General features: G+C 63.6%; 16 protein-coding genes. 7 read left to right on the top strand and 9 right to left on the bottom strand.

What is annotated here, in order from left to right:
• Positions 1–154: 154 nt before the first annotated feature.
• The 6 genes from RhoFasB10_RS08570 to RhoFasB10_RS08545 are packed head-to-tail and all read right to left on the bottom strand — an operon-like array spanning position 155 to position 7,408.
• On the bottom strand, positions 155–1,351 hold the full coding sequence (locus tag RhoFasB10_RS08570; protein WP_167676015.1) for an ABC transporter substrate-binding protein: 1,197 nt from the start codon (positions 1,349–1,351) through the stop codon (positions 155–157).
• Positions 1,352–1,366: 15 nt separating this feature from the next.
• The gene (locus RhoFasB10_RS08565; RefSeq protein WP_167676013.1) at positions 1,367–2,068 is read right to left on the bottom strand and encodes an ATP-binding cassette domain-containing protein; all 702 of its coding nucleotides are present in this window, start codon (positions 2,066–2,068) and stop codon (positions 1,367–1,369) included.
• On the bottom strand, positions 2,065–2,886 hold the full coding sequence (locus RhoFasB10_RS08560; protein WP_167676011.1) for an ATP-binding cassette domain-containing protein: 822 nt from the start codon (positions 2,884–2,886) through the stop codon (positions 2,065–2,067). The genes RhoFasB10_RS08565 and RhoFasB10_RS08560 overlap by 4 nt, the downstream gene beginning before the upstream one ends.
• Positions 2,864–4,774: an ABC transporter permease gene (locus RhoFasB10_RS08555; protein ID WP_167676009.1), complete on the bottom strand. Its 1,911-nt coding sequence runs from the start codon at positions 4,772–4,774 to the stop codon at positions 2,864–2,866. Before RhoFasB10_RS08555 ends, RhoFasB10_RS08560 begins: the two co-directional genes overlap by 23 nt.
• 2 nt (positions 4,775–4,776) lie before the next feature.
• Positions 4,777–5,988: an acyl-CoA dehydrogenase family protein gene (locus tag RhoFasB10_RS08550; protein ID WP_068431506.1), complete on the bottom strand. Its 1,212-nt coding sequence runs from the start codon at positions 5,986–5,988 to the stop codon at positions 4,777–4,779.
• Between the two features lie 28 nt (positions 5,989–6,016).
• The gene (locus RhoFasB10_RS08545; RefSeq protein WP_068431340.1) at positions 6,017–7,408 is read right to left on the bottom strand and encodes an NtaA/DmoA family FMN-dependent monooxygenase; all 1,392 of its coding nucleotides are present in this window, start codon (positions 7,406–7,408) and stop codon (positions 6,017–6,019) included.
• Between the two features lie 309 nt (positions 7,409–7,717).
• On the opposite strand from RhoFasB10_RS08545, the gene RhoFasB10_RS08540 reads away from it, so the two are divergent.
• The 4 genes from RhoFasB10_RS08540 (at position 7,718) to RhoFasB10_RS08525 (ending at position 12,421) form a co-directional block, all read left to right on the top strand.
• On the top strand, positions 7,718–8,911 hold the full coding sequence (locus RhoFasB10_RS08540) for an acyl-CoA dehydrogenase family protein (protein ID WP_167676008.1): 1,194 nt from the start codon (positions 7,718–7,720) through the stop codon (positions 8,909–8,911).
• A gap of 109 nt (positions 8,912–9,020) precedes the next feature.
• Positions 9,021–9,476, top strand: coding sequence for a hypothetical protein (locus RhoFasB10_RS08535; RefSeq protein ID WP_167676006.1), 456 nt, complete (start codon positions 9,021–9,023; stop codon positions 9,474–9,476).
• Positions 9,477–9,600: 124 nt separating this feature from the next.
• Positions 9,601–11,067 carry an amino acid permease gene (locus tag RhoFasB10_RS08530; RefSeq protein ID WP_167676004.1) on the top strand — a complete coding sequence of 489 codons (1,467 nt, stop codon included), beginning with the start codon at positions 9,601–9,603 and terminating at the stop codon, positions 11,065–11,067.
• 172 nt (positions 11,068–11,239) lie between these two features.
• Entirely contained in the window at positions 11,240–12,421 is a 1,182-nt protein-coding gene (locus RhoFasB10_RS08525; RefSeq protein ID WP_167676002.1) for a phytanoyl-CoA dioxygenase family protein, read from the top strand.
• 28 nt (positions 12,422–12,449) lie between these two features.
• Here RhoFasB10_RS08525 and RhoFasB10_RS08520 read toward each other — a convergent pair whose 3' ends face one another.
• Positions 12,450–13,031, bottom strand: a complete 582-nt coding sequence (locus tag RhoFasB10_RS08520; RefSeq protein ID WP_114331009.1) for a DedA family protein — start codon at positions 13,029–13,031, stop codon at positions 12,450–12,452.
• Positions 13,032–13,214: 183 nt separating this feature from the next.
• Between RhoFasB10_RS08520 and RhoFasB10_RS08515 the strand changes: the two genes are divergently transcribed.
• The 3 genes from RhoFasB10_RS08515 to RhoFasB10_RS08505 all read left to right on the top strand — a co-directional run bounded on the left by RhoFasB10_RS08515 (position 13,215) and on the right by RhoFasB10_RS08505 (position 16,076).
• Positions 13,215–13,823: a GyrI-like domain-containing protein gene (locus RhoFasB10_RS08515; RefSeq protein WP_068431331.1), complete on the top strand. Its 609-nt coding sequence runs from the start codon at positions 13,215–13,217 to the stop codon at positions 13,821–13,823.
• Positions 13,824–13,933: 110 nt separating this feature from the next.
• Positions 13,934–15,412 (top strand): MFS transporter, encoded by a 1,479-nt coding sequence (locus RhoFasB10_RS08510; RefSeq protein ID WP_068431329.1) that lies wholly within the window; start codon positions 13,934–13,936, stop codon positions 15,410–15,412.
• 7 nt (positions 15,413–15,419) lie between these two features.
• A complete protein-coding gene (locus RhoFasB10_RS08505) occupies positions 15,420–16,076 on the top strand; it encodes a TetR/AcrR family transcriptional regulator (protein WP_068431328.1) in 657 nt (218 codons plus the stop codon).
• Between the two features lie 16 nt (positions 16,077–16,092).
• Here the strand turns inward: RhoFasB10_RS08505 and RhoFasB10_RS08500 are convergent, their stop codons facing one another.
• Positions 16,093–16,971 (bottom strand): glucose 1-dehydrogenase, encoded by an 879-nt coding sequence (locus RhoFasB10_RS08500; RefSeq protein WP_084424044.1) that lies wholly within the window; start codon positions 16,969–16,971, stop codon positions 16,093–16,095.
• A 27-nt stretch (positions 16,972–16,998) separates the two neighbouring features.
• On the bottom strand, positions 16,999–18,369 hold the full coding sequence (locus RhoFasB10_RS08495; RefSeq protein ID WP_346764368.1) for a mycothione reductase: 1,371 nt from the start codon (positions 18,367–18,369) through the stop codon (positions 16,999–17,001).
• Positions 18,370–18,466: the final 97 nt, after the last annotated feature.

Raw genomic sequence — 18,466 nt, 5'->3', positions numbered from 1 at the left:
AGAGGATTGAGGGCATGGCGTCCGCATGCCCGAGCCGGACCGTCGCGAAACGTGGGGGTCACGGCCTGTCGACACGACGACCAGACCGAAGTTGTTTACCGGCATTCTTCTGATCGGTTACACAACTTCGATCTCGTCGGACGAAGTGGCGGTGCTACTGCACTGGCGTCTTCTCGAACGCGCTGAACGGAGTCGGGTCGTCGACGTGCAGCTTGCCGTCGGCGATGTGACCGGCAAAGGCCCATAAGTTGGCCTGACGCGGTGCAGTGAGGACCGGACCGTCCTGGATCGTGAAGTCGATGTCGTGCAGTACGTCGGTCTGGAAGTCCGTCAGATTCTGGGTGTGCTCGCGGAAGGTATCGCGGTCGACGGTGTCGAGTTTGCGTGCTTCCTGTGCGAACGTCCAGACGGCCAGCCAGTCGGTGCTGACGCTGCCGTCGTGCGGAGTCTTGACCTTGCCTTCCGGGTCGTACTTCGCGAGCTGGTCCTCGTACTCCTTCCACGTGGCGAACTGCGCCGCATCCTCACCCTTTTCGAGCGCGACGGAGTTCGGGATTCCGGAGTCGGAGACGACCTTGATGGTTGCGTCTTCCATGACGTTGTTGCTCAGCACCAACGGAATCCGCAGGTTCTGGTCGACGGCAGCTTGGACCAGTGCGGTCAGCTTTTCCGGCGTGTAGATCATGCCGCCCCACACGTCCGGGTTCGCCGCCTTGATCTTGGCGATGACGGGCGCGTAATCGGTCGTGTCGGGCGCGATCTCGATGATCTCGACATCGTCGACGCCGGCATTTCGGTACCCGAGCTTCGCATTCTCGATGTACGGAGTATTGCCTGCGTACGCGACGTAGACGGCCTTCTTCGGCTTGAACCTGGTGCCGCCCAAATACGTTCCCTGAGCCGCGCCGGCGCAGTTGAGTGCAGCGATCATCGACAGCTCGTTCGAGACGTCGGCAGCGGCGCAGCCCATCGGGAACCAGTTGACGACGCCTGCCTGTTTGCCGATCTCGGCGAGACCGTCGCCGCTGTTGCCGCCGATGAACGCGACGACGTCGTCCTCGTTCACGAGCTTGCGTGCGCCCGCGATGACGTTGGCCGGCTGACCTTTCGTGTCGTAGACGATGACGTTCAGCTTCTTGCCGTTGATGCCGCCCTGGTCGTTGACGGCCTTCTCGGCGATCTCGGCAACCAATGCTGGATCCTGGAACGCGGACGGCGACGACGACAGCGGCGCGATGAAGCCGACGTTGATCGTGTCGGAGTCGCTGTCGCCACCCCCGGAGCATCCGGCGGCCAGGAGCGACAGTGCGGACAAGCCGATCAGACCCGCACGGAACTTACGTGTGAACATGGTTTTCCTTCGTGATCAGGGATGTAGATAGGTGTGTTCGACGTGCTCGGTGGCGTCGACCAATTCGTCGCGTGAGAGCTCGAGCGCGGTTCGGCCGTCGGCGAGTACGAGGGTGTGATCGGCGATGGCAACCGCAGTCTCCACGTGCTGCTCGACTACGACCACGCTGATGCCTCGGTCTCGGGCCTGCTCGCCGACGACACGCGCGATCAGGGTTCGGACGGCCGGGCTGAGTCCGAACGTCAATTCGTCGAGCAACACGACACGCACGTCACGCAGAAGCGCGCGGCCGACGGCGGCCAGCTGCTGTTGACCTCCGCTGAGGCTTCCGGCGGGTACGTCGCGACGATCGGCGAGCTGTGGGAAGAGGTCGAAGAAGTCGCGTTCGTCGATGTGCGCGAGCGCAAGGTTCTCGGCCAGGGTCAAGCTTCCGAACAGCGATCGACCCTTGACGACCAGACCGATGTGTTTCTTGCATCGCCGGTACGGAGTACCCGCGAGCAAGTGCCCGTCGACCACGACCGATCCGGACTGTGGCTTCACGAAACCCGAAATGCCCAGCAATGCGCTGGATTTGCCCGCGCCGTTCTTGCCGATGACACAGACCACTTCGCCGGGTGCGACGTCGAGATCGAAGTCCCACAGCCCCGCGCCGTTGCCGTAGTCGACGGTCAGGCCCTTCACGTGCAGGCCAGCGGTGTCGATTGCCATCGTCATGCGGTCACCTCGGTGTGTTTCTGGGTCACTCCGCCGGCTCCGCTCCCGGCCGGTAGAGCGCCGGGTTCTTCCTCGCCGAAATAGATGGACCGAACCATCGGATGATCGAGGATCTCGGAAGTGGGGCCGTGCGCGATGACGGACCCCGCTTCGAGAACGTAGATGTCGTCGCAGACTTCGGTGACGACGTCCAAGTTGTGCTCCACCAACAGTATTGCGACGTCCGAGGTGTCACGAATGTTCTTGACGGTGTCGACGACGCGTCGTCGTGCATCGACGCTGAGCGCGGCGGCCGGCTCGTCGAGCAACAGCACGGACGGATCCTGCACGACGGCGCGCGCCAGATTCACTCGTGCGTGCCAACCGAGAGACAGCTCCTCGACGCGCTTGTGGCGGATGTCGTCGAGACCGTGGGCCACGAGAACCTCGTCGACCCGCGCGAATTCCTGGGCGCCGGGCCGACCGAACCGAACAATGCTGGCAGCGATCGACTTTCGGCTCCTGACTTCCGTAGCGGAGAGTAGATTCTCCTCCACGGTGAGGTCCTCGAACAGCAGGTAGTCCTGGAACGTGCGGCTGAGGCCGTGACGGGCTCGAGCGGGTGCGGTCGTCCTCGTCACGTCCTTGCCGTCGACCTCGACGGTGCCCGACGTGACGCGCTGATATCCGGTGATTGCGTCGATCGCGGTGCTCTTGCCTGCACCGTTGGCTCCGAGTAGTCCGACGATTCGGCCCTCTGGCACCGACAAGGACACGTCGTTCAGAATCCTGTGGTCTCCGATGTCGACGGACAGGTCACAGACGTTCAAGCGTGGCATGCACCTTCTCCTTCTGTACGGGAGCCGATCGGAACGTGCGAAACGCCGCCCCGCGGAGCCGAAGGAACTGGCCGACGACACCGTCGGGTTCGGTGGTCAGAACGAGGATCATGTTCGCGGCGAAGAACAACGACAACCAGTCGTTGATGTCGGGTGTGAAGGACAGGATGCTCGCGAGGAGTCCACCTGGGGCGAACAACCCTGCCAGGACCGCGCCGGCGAGATGTCCTGTACCGGCGAGAATCGTGAACGCGATCAGTGCCAACGAATCGCTGTAGGTGAAGCCCTCCAACGTGATCTGACCCTTGGAGATGAACCCACGCTGAATCGCGAGCAGAATTCCCGCGAGCCCCCACAACGTGCCCGACAGGAGAATCGACGTGAATTTCGCTCGCACAGCGTTGATTCCGAGAGCGGCGGGCAGGCGCTCGTCCTGGCGCACCGACAGCAGATAGCGGCCGACAGCAGAGCGTCGAATGTTCGCGACGACGATCAGCCCCACGATCAGCACGGTCCACGCCAGCAGTGCGAAGTTCTGAGGTTCGACGATGTTGCTGAACGAGATCCCGAACAGCTCGGTGTCACCGATGGCCCATCCCGTCGTGCCGTTGAAAAACTTGTCCACCGAGAACACAAGGACTTGCACGATCGACGCGATTGCCAGGGACCCGATGGTCACTTCGTAGATGCGGGCACGTACGAACACGATCGACGAGAGGCCTGCCACGACGAGTGAGACGACCACCGCTGCCGCCGCGGCGGTGAGGAGCGAGGCGCCGTGGTGGCTCACTGCACCGAACACGAGCATCGAGATGCCGGCGAACGTGAGCGGCAGTGCATTGACCTGGCCCGTGTAACCCGTCGACACGACGATGCCGAGAGCGACGAGGCCGAAAATCGCAGTGAGGCTCAATGCGTCGACTGTCGAACCGTTTCCGAAGGTGACGAGCGTGACGACGACAGCGGTACCGATCACGACATGCAGCGGGCGGATTCGTCCCGATCCGACGTGGAAGACCGCCTTGACTTCGCGGGTTCCTCGGCTCATGTCGGTGCGTGCGAACACGATGAGAACTGCGAGCGCGATGATGTGCGGAACGGCACGCGCAAGTTGCGCGTCGTACAGTCCGGTCACGAGGCCCTCGAGCACACCGGCTCCGATCGCTACGCCGAACGCCACCCAGAATCTGCGAAACTTCGCCGCGAGCGCGGCCCCCAGCGCAGGGACCAGAATCGGCGCAGCCGACGTCGGCGACAACTGCGTTATCGGGAGAACGAGGACGCTGCCCGCAGCGGACAGCACACCTGCGAGACCCCATGCGGCCGATCCCCACTTACGTGGATCGATTCCGATGGACTGAGCACCGAGGTCGGTGTCCTGGATGGCCATGGTGATCAAGCCGAACCGCGTTCGGGTGAACAGCGCATGCAACGCTGTGGTGGCGACGAGGGCGGTGACTCCGAGAAGGACGGAAATGTTCTGCACGCGTACCCCGCCGACCTCGAACCCGCCGCTGACCAGGAACGGATCGATGGTGATCTGGTGATTGGTCCAGACGAGTCGGATGACGGCTTCCAGAACCAGTAGTAGACCGAGCGTGATCAGGATCTTGGTGACAACGGGTGCATGCGCCAGGCGTTTGCCGACGATCGCGAAGAAGGCGACGCCGATCAGACCGCTGACCACGACGCCTGCTGCGATGGCGATGGGGAGCGGCAAGCCGGCTTCGTGCAGCTTCCAGAAGGAGTAAGCACCGAAAGTTCCCAGCGCGCCCTGCGCGAAATTGATGACGCCGGTGCCGCGGTAGGCGGCGATCAGCCCGAGCGCGACCAGTGCGTAGGCGCCACCCGTCGACAATCCGAGCGAGGCGTAGGTGAGAAAGTCCACGGCTAGCTCTCCCTGTTGCGCAGGTCGATGCCGCTGAGCCACTGCCGGAACGGGGACGCGCCGTTCAGGTCGAAGTCGCCGATACTCGCCAGACGGTACGGCGTCGGATTGTGGTTCGCCAGTGTTCGTGCGTTGCGCCAGTGTCGATCCCAGCCCTTCTCCACGCTGAGCGCCGATGCGCCGCCGACGTCGAACAACCGGGTGACGGCCTTCAACACGGTATCGATGACCGACACCTGAGCACGGTAGATCTCGATCTCGGTCGCGTCCTCCAGCTCCTGCGAGTTGTTGCCTCCCAGCAAGGCGGTGCCGTGGTCGCCGAGCGTGCGAGCCGAATGACGTACCAGCGTCTCGGCGACATGGCGTGCCGCGCTGACCTCACCGACGACCTGCTGCACCAGCGCGTCCTCACGGGGCAACTGCCGGGCACCCTGGCTGAAGAAGCGGGCCCGACCGCGGACGTACTCGACGACGTCGACGTGCGCCGCGCGGGCGATTCCCGCGAGGGCGAGCAGGTGCCAGAACTGCGCGACGGACGTACCGTAGCTTCCCAGCTCCAGGTCGGCGGGCAACTGGGGAGCGTCGGTCACGTCGACCGCGTCGAACACCGTCGTGCCACTTGCGGTCAGCTTCTGACCGAATCCGTGCCAGTCGTCGACGAGTGTGACGCCGTCGGCCTTCGCGGGCACGACGGCCTGCTCGACAGTGTCGTCGTCTCCCTCTCCAGTGGTGAGAATCCAGTCCGCGTAGAGGGACCCGGTGCTGTAGAACTTGCGTCCGGTGACCAGGCGTCGACCGGTTCTCGACTCGATGCGCGTCGAGAAGTGGGTTTGGTTCTGCGCATTCTGTTCCGTGTAGGCGCCGCCGAACAGGTCGCCACGTCCGATGCGGCGCAACCACTCCGAACGTTCGTCGGATTCAGGCGAGTGGATGATCGCCTCGGTGAAGATGAAGTGCGTGCGAAGCAGTTGCACGACATTGGAGTCGGCGGCGCCGAGATCGAGTACCAGCTCGGCGAGTTCGGGAACCGCGATACCCGACCCGCCGAATTCCGTCGGTACGCGCAGGGCGCCGAAACCGCGTTCGGCGAGCCGTCGTACCAGGTCGTGGGGGAGTGTGCGATCGCGGTCGCGCGCGACGGCGGTGGCTGCGATGTCGGCCAGGACATCGGCGAATCGTTCTCGCACCGTGATGGGGTCGAGCGTGGCAGTCATGAAGTGGCTCCGGAGAAGTGGATATGAATCATGCGGGTTGGTGGCTGCCGATGCGGACAGAGCGGGCACGGTGGTCGTCACCGAGGCGGTCGCCACGGCCGAACAGCTTTTCACGCAGCGTGCCCGGCGCATATTCGCGCTGAGCTAGGCCGCGGTCCTGCAGTACAGGCACGACGTGGTCGACCCACTCGTCCCACCAACCGAGCGTGGTGATGGGTACGACGTTGAAACCGTCGATCCCGGAGTCGGCCCAATCCTGCACGTGATCGGCGATCTGCTCCGGCGTGCCGGCGAATCTGCCCGGCAGAAGAGACTTCTCGACGAGGTACTCGCGCCAACTCACCGTCGACGGGTCCTCCAGAGAATCTGCCGCGGCGCGGAAGTTGGACTGCACGTGGTTGCCGAGTTGGGCCCGGCCGGCAAGTTCGGACAACGGCGTATCCGGATCGACGGAAGACAGGTCGATGCCGGATCCTCCGCTCCAGAATGCTTGCAGTGCTTCGAAGTCGACGTTTTCTCGGAAGTACTCGCGCTTTCGTTTCGCTTCCTCTTCCGTCGAACCAATGATGGTGGACAGCATCACGATTTTCTTGAGAGACGACGGCTCGCGACCGATCGCGCGCGCCTGCTCGTCGAGGATCGCGACGTCACGCACCGCTGAGGCGGGACTGTACGAGGGGAGGAACGTCACCTCGGCATTGGTGACCGCGAAATTACGTCCGGCAGGGGAATTCCCGGCCTGAAAGAGAACGGGTGTGCGCTGCGGTGACGGCTCGACGATGTGCGGACCCTGCACCTTGTAGCGCTTGCCGACGTGATCGATGGTGTGGATCTTGGCGGGGTCGAAGAATTCACCGGTCTCGTGGTTGTGGAGAACTGCGTCGTCCTCCCACGAGTGTTCCCAGAGCTTGTAGGTGACGTCGACGTATTCCTGTGCCCACTCGTATCGGTCGTCGTGGCCGACTATCTCGTCGTACCCGTAGTTACGGAATCCGTTGCTGAGATACGACGTCACGATGTTCCACGCGACGCGACCGTTCGTGAAGTGGTCGAGCGAGGAGAGGCGTCGGGCAAACGAGAACGGATGGTCCTGAATGATGTTGCTGGTCACAGCGATACCGAGATGCTCGGTAGCATGCCCCAACGCCGAGACGATGGTGATCGGATCGTTCTCCGGGAACTGCGAGCCTGCGCGTATGGTCGTCGTGCCGTCTCCGAAGTCGAGGTCGTACACCCCGACGACATCAGCGATGAAGAGCGCGTCGATTCGGCCCCGCTCGAGCGTCTTCACCACGTCGATGTACGGCTGCAGATCCTTGTATCCGTATTGGACGCGGCCCTCGGGGGTCCGCCAGTAGCCGTGGCTGTGGTGATTGGGTGTCAAGTGCAGGAAAGCGTTGTAGACGAGCGGTCTTGGCATCGACAGAACTTTCTTTTCGGACTGTGCAGTTCCGGGCAGAACAGTTACACCGGCTCGAATTGAAGTCAAACTTTTCGTGCGTGCGCATTTCTTCGTCGGAGTGAAATTCCTCAGTTAAATTCACGCTGGTTTTAAAGTTCGCCAGACCACAGGGCATTCCTGTCGACCGCATGCCGGGACGGTGGTGACGTACATCACAGATGGACGTTATCGCAGGTTGACAGCTTTCTCGGTCCGGTGATTGAGTCTGCCCGCGCCCCTCGCAATGCTGCAGCGGCGGGTAATTCCCCGAGAATGGTAGGAGAATCGATGACCGCGGACACCGCTTTGCCGATCGGAAAGGTCGCCGTTCTACGCGACGCCGACGAGGCTCTCGCGGCAGCCCATGAATTGGCCGACGTCTTTCGTGCGGCGGCGGATCGATTGGACCGCTCTCGGGAGGTCCCGGTCGAGGAACTGACCTCTCTTGCCGAGAGTGGTCTTCTGGGAATCCGCGTGCCTCGCGAGTTCGGTGGCGCCGGCGTCTCCTACGAAACCGTCGTCCGGGTGTTCGTCGTTCTGTCCCGCGCCAGTGGATCGCTCGGTCAGGTACCGCAGAACCACTTCCACCTGATCGAACCGATGTTCTCCGACGGAACACTCGAACAGAAGCGTCACTTCGCGGCGGAAATCCTTGCAGGACACCGGTTCGGAAACGCGCAAGCCGAACGTGGGTCACGGCCCGTGCTGTCGTTGCCGACGACGACGCTGACCGAGACCGGTCACGGAACGGTCGTGCTCGACGGCGTCAAGCACTACTCGACCGGGGCCTTGACCGCGCAGTGGATTCCGGTGCAGGCCGCGACCGAATCCGGCGAATTCTCGTTGACGTACGTGCCGCGCGACGCAGCGGGACTGACCGTGGTCGACGACTGGGACGCCATGGGGCAGCGCAGTACTCACAGCGGAACGGTCCGGTTGAGCGGGGTGGAAGTGCCGGAACTGTTCTCGCTGAGGCCTTTCGACGGGCATCATCGAAAGAACACGTTCCCGCCGTACGCAACCGTCATCCATGCCGCCGTCGACGTCGGAATAGGGCTCGGCGTCCTGCACCGGGGTGCCGAACTGCTGCGCGATGTCGCTCGACCGTGGCGTACAGCGCACGTCGACCGCGCGGTCGACGACCCGCTGACCGCGTACCGAGTGGGCAAGCTCGGGACGCACGTACACGCCGCGGAGCAGCTGCTCTACGAAGCCGCTCGACGACTCGACCATGCCGACGTCGTGCGCACCGAGCACGATTACGAACGGGCAGCCGTCACGGTGGCCGAAGCCAGTGCCTTCGCGAGCGAGAGTGCGGAGCGAGCGGCGAGTGAGCTGTTCGAATTCATCGGCGCCCGGTCGACGTCGGACTCGCTGAACTTCCACCGCTACTGGCGTGACGTGCGCACGCATAGCACCCACGACCCGGCTCGATGGAAGTATCACCGGGCCGGTCGGTGGCTCCTCGACGGGTCCGTCTGAGGTCGGTGGCGGTGCAGGGTCCGTCTTAGCGAAAGTCGACGCCGAATCGGTCGTGTGCAAGTCTGAAACGGGAGCCGAATCCCGTCGAGCGCACCCGGAGGTGACCGATATGGCGTGGACACGCCGCAACCCCAACGGCGTCGAAGACGGGATGGTGGTGCGCAAGGTGGCAGCGCCGTCATCGGTGTTCCGGGTGAGCGGCGATCCGGACGCGGGACGAACGACCTTCGTCGCACTGTCGAAAGGGGAGCGGACGGTACTGAACGGCAATGCCAGAAACTACCGTCCCGAGACCGCGGACGAGACCGCCGACCGCGAGGGTGAGAGCGCTCCGACCGTCGACGATGTTTCGTTGCCGCGGCTCTCGCTCGTCGACGAATCGGAACCGGCCGACGTGGACGAGTCCTCCGACCCCGAGGTGACCGAGATGTGCGCGCGACTACGCGAAGCGGTGGCGGTGACGACCGATGGCACGTGTGACCCCGCTCAGGCGGCCGCCATCGTCGTCGCCGCGGCTGAGCTGAATCGTGCAGTACTGAATGCCCACCTCGCCGACGGGTCCTGACCGGTTCCGTACGAGCGCACAGGAACGGGCGTATTTCCCGATATGTCCGTAATCCCGAGGAGTCGCAAAATAAACATCGAGTTCGGTTGGCGAACACGACAATTCGTGTTCTAGCGTCACATGAATGGACATATTCCGCACCAAGACGGTCGACGAGATCAAGAACGATGTGGATGACGACAGTGGCCCGGGAAGTCTGCGCAAGCAACTGCGTCTTCGTGATCTCGTCGGCTTCGGCGTCGGAATCGTCATCGGGACGGGCATCTTCACGCTGACCGGAGTTCAAGCGAAGGAGAATGCCGGTCCCGCCGTCGTTCTGTCGTTCGCGATCGCTGGTGTCGTCAGTTTGCTCGCCGCCTTGTGCTATGCCGAACTGGCGTCCGCGGTTCCGACGGCGGGGAGCGCCTACACCTACGCCTACGCCACCTTGGGCGAACTGTTCGCATGGATCATCGGCTGGGATCTCGTGTTGGAGTTCGCCCTCGGCGCCGCAGTCGTCGCCCGCAGCTGGTCGGGCTACCTTGCGGACCTGTTCGGACTTCCACCGAGTCTGTTCACCGAGGAGGCGCCCGTCAACGTGGGCGCTGTGCTGATCGTCGTCGCGCTCGGTGTGGTCGCGGCGGTCGGTGTCAAAGAGTCTGCGCGCGTGACGAACACGCTCGTCGTGGTCAAGGTGGCGATCTCGGTGTTCATCGTCGTCGCCGGCTTCTTCTTCATCAACAAATCCAACCTCGTGCCCTTCGTTCCGAAGTCGGCCCCGGCGGAGGCAGGCGGCTCGACCCTCGACCAACCGCTCATGCAGGCAGTGGCGGGTATCGCGCCTGCAGCATTCGGCGTCGCGGGCGTCGTCGCTGCCGCAGCAGTGGTGTTCTTCGCCTACACCGGTTTCGAAGCCGTCGCCAATCTCAGTGAGGAATCCAAGCATCCGTCACGCGATCTGCCTCGGGCGTTGATCGGCACGCTGGTGGCCTGCACAGTTCTCTACATGCTCGTCGCGTTCGTCGTGACGGGAATGGTCCAGTACACCGATCTCGACGACAGTGCTCCGATTGCCAAAGCTTTCGACGCGGTCGGTGCGAGCTGGGCCGGCTCGCTCGTGTCGATCGCAGCGGTCGCAGGACTGACGTCGGTGATCCTCGTCGAACTGGTGACGATCAGCCGCATCGGGTTCGCCATGGGACGGGACGGCTTGCTGCCGAAATCGGTCGCCAAGGTCTCACCCCGATTCGGCACACCCACCCGACTGACCGCAGGCGTCGTGGTAGCCGTCGCGTTGCTCGCCGCGCTGGTGCCGCTGAAGGAACTCGCCGAAATGGTCAGCATCGGAGCGTTGTTCGCGTTTCTCCTCGTCTCCATCGCGGTGCCGATTCTTCGGCGGACCAAGCCGGATCTGAAGCGGCCCTTCCGTGTTCCGTTCTCTCCGCTCGTGCCGATCCTGTCCGGTCTCGCCTGTGTCTACTTGATGGTGAACCTGGTGGTCGAGACGTGGATTCGGTTCTTGGTGTGGCTCGCGCTCGGGCTGGTCATCTACTTTGCGTACGGACGTCGACATGCACGGCTTGCGGCCACGATGGCGAGCGACAAGAGCTAGCGTCGGTCGCGTTCCACAGCCGCGCGCGCCGACGCGATCGCCATTGATATCCTCGAGGGAAAGTTGATGGGTTTGCGGGTTGTGCACGTGCTGCCGCGTTCGGCAAGCTTTGAATCACTTCACCGGAGCCGTGATGCGCGGTTCCACCCTTTCCACAGCCGAGGACGGTGTCATGACCAGCAACATCCAGCAGACCCCACGCACCGACCGACTTCGCGAGTCCGATTGCGACATCGACGAATTCCGCGCTCTGGTGTCGCAGGAAACGGCGTTGGCCGACTACCCGCACGCGTTCGACGTACTGAAGAACGTGTTGATCTACGACGCAGCTGCGCTGACCGACAAGGCCTCGGATGCGGCTGTTCGTGCCGAGATTCAGGACGAGCTCGCGGACGCTTTGCTGAACGGGCCCGGAATCGTGGTGTTCAAGAAGGCTTTCACGTCGGAACACGCGATCGAAGAAACCACCTCGACATTCCGTGACATCATTCGTCGGCAGCACGAGAGCGGTGTGGTGGGCGGAGATCATTTCGCGAAGCCGGGTGCGAACGACCGCATCTGGTCCGCATTGCAGAAGCTCGCGATCGCCGAGCCCGAGCAGTTCGCCCGTTACTACTCCAACGACCTTCTCGCGCTGGTGTCCGAGGCGTGGCTCGGTCCGATGTACCAAGTCACGTCGGCGATCAACGTCGTCAACCCCGGTGGGGCCGCACAGAATCCGCATCGCGACTACCACCTAGGCTTCATGTCGACGGACACCGCGGCGAAGTTCCGGGCACACATCCATCGACTGTCACCGGCCCTGACGCTGCAGGGAGCAGTGGCGCACTGCGACATGCCGATCGAGAGCGGTCCGACGATGTACCTTCCGTACTCGCAGAAGTTCGAAGCGGGCTACATCGCGTTCAACCTTCCGGAGTTCAGAGAGTACTTCGCGGACAACTACATTCAGCTGCCCCTCGAGGAGGGCGACGCGGTGTTCTTCAATCCCGCCCTGTTCCATGCCGCCGGTCACAACACGTCGAGCGACATCTACCGCATGGCGAACCTGCTGCAGGTCTCGTCCCCGTTCGGAAGGGCGCTCGACAGCGTCGACCGTGAGGTCATCGGTTCCGCGTTGTACCCGATCTTGCTCGACTGGACCGAGCGGGGTCGGGACCGCGAGGTCGACAACGTGATCGCTGCATCCGCCGAGGGCTACGCATTTCCGTCGAACCTGGATCTCGACCAGCCGATCACCGGATTGGCAGGGGAGACCCATGCGGAACTGGTGAAGCGCGCCGTGGACAGCCGCATGAGCCTCGAGGAATTCGACGTGGCGGCACGAGCGCTGTTCGCTCGTCACCAGGCCTAGACGGTTCGACGCCGTCGGCCGGTCTTCGTCAGGAGGCCGGCTGGCGGCGCTTCTTCCTCTTCTTCACGACGAAGAACACGACCAGAGCGACGACGACCCCGATGACGACGTACTGGAAAACCGAGGCGTAATTCTCGACGTAGTGCCAGTTCTCGCCGAGGAAGTAGCCGGCGAGGACGAAGATCGAGTTCCAGATCAGGCTGCCGAGCGTGGTGTAGAGGGTGAACTGCAGGACGGGCATGCGAGAGACGCCTGCAGGTACGGAGATGCCCGATCTCACCATCGGAATCATGCGACCGAAGAACACCGCCGATCGACCGTGGCGGGCGAACCAATCCTCTGCCTTCGCGAGATCATTCGTGTCGACGAACGGCATGCGGTCGACGATCGCGTACATCCGGTCACGCCCGAGCTTCACGCCCAGCCAGTACAGAACGAGCGCGCCGATCACCGAGCCTGCTGTGGTCCAGAACAACGCGCTGAACAGCGTCATCCCGCCTTGCGACGCGGTGAACCCCGCCAACGGCAGGATGATCTCACTCGGCAGGGGAGGGAAGAAGTTCTCCGCCGCGACCGCGATGCCCGCTCCTGGGCCGCCGATCGCCTCCATCAATCCGACGGCCCAACCGGCCAGTCCACCCAGCTCGTTCTCGGATGCAGCGATGCTCGATACGTGGTTCACTGCATCCACTGTACGAAATGGACGATTCGGGCGCCGTGGCGTGCTCGGTCGAGTCCTCGTTCAGGCGGTCAGCGGTACTGTGATCGCCTGAACCGACGGACGGGGCCCGGCGTGAAGGTCGATTTCAAGACGACACTCGACGGATACGTCGCGCGTCTCGGCGAGTTTCGAGTCGTCGACATGCCGCCGATGCAGTACGCGATGATCGACGGTCAGGGCGACCCCAACACTGCATCCGCATACGCCGATGCGCTCGCCGCGCTGTACCCGGTGGCGTACACGCTGAAGTTCGCCAGCAAACGCGATCTGACACGCGACTACGTCGTACCGCCGCTGGAGGCGCTGTGGTGGGCGCCGGACATGGACTCGTTCACGACCGCTCGGGACAAAACGGCATGGCACTGGACGGTCATGATCATGGTGCCGGACTGGATCGACGCGTCGATGTTCGACGCGGCCGTCGTCGCCGTGAGGGGCAAGAGCAACCCGCGGAGTATCGACGCGGTGCGTGTCGAGACGCTTCGAGAAGGCCGGTGTGTTCAGACGCTCCATGTGGGCCCCTACGACGACGAGGCTCCTGTGCTCGCAGAACTGCATCACCGCTATCTGCCCGAAGCGGGGCTGACGATGACCGGCAAGCATCACGAGATCTATCTGAACGACCCACGCCGCGTGGACGCGTCGAAACTGCGCACCATCTTGCGTCAGCCCGTCGCGTGATAGAGGACACATCCACCGCGAATTAGTTGACGGATACAAGCAACGTTCGTAGTTTAAGTCAGTCGACTGAACCACATGGCGGTCGCACGTCCCCTATTTCTGGAGTTCTCATGAGCTTTACGCACGCTGCGCACGACGAGCAGCACGCGCCCGCAACGGGTCCGGTCGTCGCCGTACTCGCGTTCGCGGGCATCGTCGTCGCACTGATGCAGACCCTTGTCATTCCGTTGATCCCGCAGTTGCCGTCGCTGCTGAACGCGCCGGCGTCGGACACCGCGTGGGTGGTGACGGCGACGCTCTTGGCCGGAGCAGTCGCGGTCCCGACGATGGGTCGTCTCGGAGACATGTTCGGTAAGCGTCGGATGCTGCTCGTCAGCCTCGGGCTCCTGATTGCCGGGTCCGTGGTCGGCGCGCTGAGCAGCAGCCTCGTTCCGCTCGTCGCAGGGCGCGCGCTGCAAGGACTTGCAGCGGGCGTGATTCCGCTGGGGATCAGCGTCATGCGGGACGTCCTGCCCGTGCACAAACTGCCCGGCTCCATCGCTTTGATGAGCGCTTCGTTGGGCGTCGGCGGTGCACTGGGATTGCCTGCAGCCGCCTTGATCGCCGAATACACGAACTGGCACTTCCTGTTCTGGACCGCGGCCGGGCTGGGTGCGGTCGTCACGGTGCTGGTCGTCACGGTCGTCCCCGAATCGGCCGTCCGCACCGGTGGTCGGTTCGATTTCGGTGGTGCGGCCTCGCTGTCGATCGGCCTCGTCACGCTGCTCCTCGGGATCTCGAAGGGCGCAACGTGGGGCTGGAGCAGTGGCACGACGCTGGCGTGCTTCGTCGTCGCGGCGGCTGCGTTCGCGGTGTGGGCCTGGTGGGAACTTCGAGTGGCGCAGCCGCTCGTCGATCTGCGCGTCAGTGTCGGCAAGCAGGTGTTGTTCACGAACCTCGCGTCCATCGTGTTCGGCTTCGCGATGTTCGCGATGACGCTGGTTCTTCCGCAGGTTCTGCAGATGCCGAAGGAGACCGGATTCGGATTGGGGCAGTCGATGCTGTTGTCCGGTCTCGTGATGGCGCCGTCCGGTCTCGTCATGATGGTGGTGGCGCCGCTCTCGTCGAAAATCACGACCACCATGGGTCCGAAGGTGACGTTGATGGTGGGTGCGATCACGGTGGCAATCGGTTACGGAGGCGGCGTCTTCCTGATGGGCGCCGTGTGGCAGCTCGTTCTGGTCTCGCTCGTCATCGGTGCGGGCACCGGTCTGGCTTACGGTGCGATGCCTGCGTTGATCATGGGAGCCGTCCCCGCGTCGGAGACTGCCGCGGCGAACAGCTTCAACACGCTGATGCGTTCTCTCGGAACGTCGTTCGCAAGTGCGGTCGCGGGCGTGATCCTCGCGCAGATGACCATGTCGATGGGCTCGGTGTCGTTGCCGTCGCAGGACGGTTTCAAGGTCGTCATGGGGGTCGCCGCGGGCGCGGCGGTTGTCGCATTGGTGATCGCAGCCTTCCTGCCGCGGTTCGTTCCGGCACGACCGGACGCCGATGCGAGCCGGTCGGTGGCGGTCTCCGACGACGACGAGTCGGTCTCGGCCCGATAATGGTGCAGTGACGCATTCGAAGAGCAGATCACCTCGCGCGGCAGAGACGCGCGAGGTGATTCTGACTGCCGCAGAACGGCTGTTCGCCGAACAGGGCGTGTTCGCAGTGTCGAACCGTCAGGTCAGCGAAGCTGCGGGCCAAGGGAACAACACGGCTGTCGGCTACCACTTCGGTACGAAGGAAGACCTGGTGCGCGCGATCGTCGTCAAACACGCTCGCGGTATAGAGCGAATCCGGCGAGACCTGCTGGAATCGGATGCGAACGACGACTCGGACCGAGACGATCTGCGCACATGGATCACGCTTCTCGTCAGGCCGTCGACCGACTATTTGGCGCAGCTCGGACGTCCGACGTGGTATGCACGATTCGCCGCGCAGGTGATCACCGATCCCGTGCTCCGTCCGATCGTGTACGAGGAAGCACTCGCGTCTGCATCGCTGCGTCGCATCGTCGCGGGCCTCGACGCGCGCAAGCCCGACCTGCCCGCCGACGTCAGGAGCTCGCGCGGGGCGATGGCACGCAACCTGATGACACACTTCGTCGCCGAAACGGAACGGGACGTCGCCGACTCGCGCGCGGACCCCGTCGAGGAGTGGAATCGGTGCGGTACCGATCTGATCGACGCGATCGTCGGGTTGTGGCAGGCCCCGAGCACCCGATGACGACGACGGAGTCGCCTCACGTCATCGGCGTTCCCCCGGTCACGGCGATGGTCTCGCCGGTGATGTAGCTCGAATCGTCCGAGGCCAAAAACACGTACGCGGGCGCGAGCTCGGCAGGTTGTCCTGGGCGTCCGAGAGGGACCGTCTCACCGAACTTCTCGAACTTGGATGCGGGCATGGTCGCCGGTATCAACGGGGTCCAGATCGGTCCCGGAGCGACAGCGTTCACACGGATTCCGCGCTCGGCGAGATCAGCGGACAGACCCTTGGTGAAGGCCACGATACCGGCCTTCGTCGTAGCGTAGTCCAACAGCTCCGGCGAGGGATTCGACGCCTGAATCGACGTGGTGTTGACAATCGTGGACCCCGATTTCATCACTCCCACAGCGGCTTTCGAAATCCAGAACAGTGCGTACAGGTTGGTCTTGAGCACCCGATCGAACTGTTCGGTAGTGATGTCGGAGATACCGCCGTTCTGGGCCATCTGGTACGCGGCGTTGTTGACCAGAATGTCGAGGCCGCCGAGTGTGTCGACCGCCGCGGATACCAGAGAAGCGCACTGCGCCTCGTCGGTGATGTCGCATGCGATCGCGCGTCCGGAACGTCCCGCGGATTCGATCAGTTCGACGGTCGCCTGGGCGTCGGCAGCCTCCGCTTCGAGGTGCGCGATGACGACGTCGGCGCCTTCTCTCGCGAACGCCAGCGCGACCGCGCGGCCGATTCCCGAATCGCCGCCCGTGATCAGTGCTTTGCGCCCGTCCAGTCGCCCGGATCCGCGGTAGCTGTTCTCTCCGTGGTCGGGAGCGGTCACCATGTCCTGGGTCAGCCCTGGATGCGGCAGTTCCGGCTGTCCGCTCCGTTCGGGCATCGGAAACCTGGTCGTCGGGTCGGTCATGTGCATGTCCTTTCGTTCGAGATGATTTCAGTGAATGTCCAACAGCGTGTTCTCGATCAGTTCCGGGAGCGCCGGATGTGTCCAGAACGGCCGTCGGGCGAGGTCTTGCGCCGAGATGTCGAAGTGCATTGCGACGGAAAGAATATGGATCATCGTCGCCGCCTGCGGTCCGAGAATGTGGGCGCCCAGTATTCGACCGCTGTCCGGGTCGGCCAGGATCTTGCACAGACCCGTGTCGTCTTGAATGGCCCACCCGAAGGCGACGTCCGAGTACTTCTTCTGTGCGACCACGTAGGCGGTGTTCGAGTCTCGCAGTTGCTGTTCCGTCTTTCCGATGCTGGCGATCTGGGGAATGGTGAAGACAGCCGACGGCACGAGGTCGTCGTCCATCCGGAGGAAATGGTCCGGGTCGGCCAGGTTGTGTGCCACCACCTTCGCTTCACGGTTGGCGACATGCTTGAGTGGAACGGACGCGCAGATGTCACCGAGCGCGAAGATGCCGTCGACGTTGGTGCGTTGTTGCGCGTCGGTGAGCAGGTGCCCGTCGTCGTCCATGTCGAGTCCTGCTGCGGCGCAGTCGAGTCGATCGGTGTTGGGTGTGCGCCCCGTCGCGACCAGCACGGTGTCGACGGTCAGTGTGTCGCCGTTCTCCAGTGACAGGACGATGCCGTCGGCCGTGCGGCGTGCCGCCGTCACCGAGTTCTCCAGTCGAAGATCGAAGCGGGCCGAGGACACTGTCGTGAAGGTGTCGGTGATCGTCTCGTCGTGGCCCGACAACAGAGTCTTCGACGGTTCGATGATCGTGACGGCCGACCCGAAGCGCGAGAAGATATGTGCGAATTCGGCTCCGATGTACCCGCCGCCCAGAACGGCGAGGCGCGTCGGGGCCTCGTCGATGCGCATGATGGAATCCGATGTGTGACAGCCGATGTCGTCGCCGGCGAGAGCGTCGGGGACGACGGGTCTGCTTCCCGCCGCGGCGACGATGCGATCGCCGCTGACATCGGTCGTCGATCCGTCCGCCAGTTCGACGCGCAAGGATTTCTCAGCGACGAACCGAGCGGTTCCGGTCAGGACCGTGATGTTGGGTGCCTCCTCACGCCCCCGACGCGCGTCGCGCGCGTCACGATCGAGGCGACCGAAGATGCGATCGCGAGCGTCGGGCCACCGGGCCGACACCGAGTCCTGATCGACAGGTACATCGAAATTCGGCGCGCCGACGACGGTGTCGACCACATCGGCCGTGTACGCGAACATCTTCGACGGGATACATCCGACGTTCAGGCAGGTACCACCGAAGGCGGCTTCCTCGACGATGGCGACGGACTTGTCGTCGAAGCGGCTGTCCGCGACCATGTTTCCCGAACCTGCGCCGATGATGACGATGTCGAAGTGCACGTGTGCGAGCCCTTTCGGTGGTCGTGTGCCTGGTTCACACCGCGCTTCGGGCGAGGCGCGCGAGAGGGCCACACCTCTTCGGTGTTGCCGAACCGTC

Source organism: Rhodococcus sp. B10, assembly GCF_011770055.1.
Taxonomy (GTDB): domain Bacteria; phylum Actinomycetota; class Actinomycetes; order Mycobacteriales; family Mycobacteriaceae; genus Rhodococcoides; species Rhodococcoides kyotonensis_B.
Note: the sequence above shows the minus strand (reverse complement) of the source record. Positions and strands in the feature narration are given on the sequence as shown.

What these genes read in the sequence shown, in the direction of transcription:
- RhoFasB10_RS08570 (WP_167676015.1), bottom strand. Translation starts at nt 1,351, where the DNA reads ATGTTCACACGTAAGTTCCGTGCGGGTCTGATCGGCTTGTCCGCACTG.
- RhoFasB10_RS08565 (WP_167676013.1), bottom strand. Translation starts at nt 2,068, where the DNA reads ATGACGATGGCAATCGACACCGCTGGCCTGCACGTGAAGGGCCTGACC.
- RhoFasB10_RS08560 (WP_167676011.1), bottom strand. Translation starts at nt 2,886, where the DNA reads ATGCCACGCTTGAACGTCTGTGACCTGTCCGTCGACATCGGAGACCAC.
- RhoFasB10_RS08550 (WP_068431506.1), bottom strand. Translation starts at nt 5,988, where the DNA reads ATGACTGCCACGCTCGACCCCATCACGGTGCGAGAACGATTCGCCGAT.
- RhoFasB10_RS08545 (WP_068431340.1), bottom strand. Translation starts at nt 7,408, where the DNA reads ATGCCAAGACCGCTCGTCTACAACGCTTTCCTGCACTTGACACCCAAT.
- RhoFasB10_RS08540 (WP_167676008.1), top strand. Translation starts at nt 7,718, where the DNA reads ATGACCGCGGACACCGCTTTGCCGATCGGAAAGGTCGCCGTTCTACGC.
- RhoFasB10_RS08535 (WP_167676006.1), top strand. Translation starts at nt 9,021, where the DNA reads ATGGCGTGGACACGCCGCAACCCCAACGGCGTCGAAGACGGGATGGTG.
- RhoFasB10_RS08530 (WP_167676004.1), top strand. Translation starts at nt 9,601, where the DNA reads ATGGACATATTCCGCACCAAGACGGTCGACGAGATCAAGAACGATGTG.
- RhoFasB10_RS08525 (WP_167676002.1), top strand. Translation starts at nt 11,240, where the DNA reads ATGACCAGCAACATCCAGCAGACCCCACGCACCGACCGACTTCGCGAG.
- RhoFasB10_RS08520 (WP_114331009.1), bottom strand. Translation starts at nt 13,031, where the DNA reads ATGGAGGCGATCGGCGGCCCAGGAGCGGGCATCGCGGTCGCGGCGGAG.
- RhoFasB10_RS08510 (WP_068431329.1), top strand. Translation starts at nt 13,934, where the DNA reads ATGAGCTTTACGCACGCTGCGCACGACGAGCAGCACGCGCCCGCAACG.
- RhoFasB10_RS08500 (WP_084424044.1), bottom strand. Translation starts at nt 16,971, where the DNA reads ATGACCGACCCGACGACCAGGTTTCCGATGCCCGAACGGAGCGGACAG.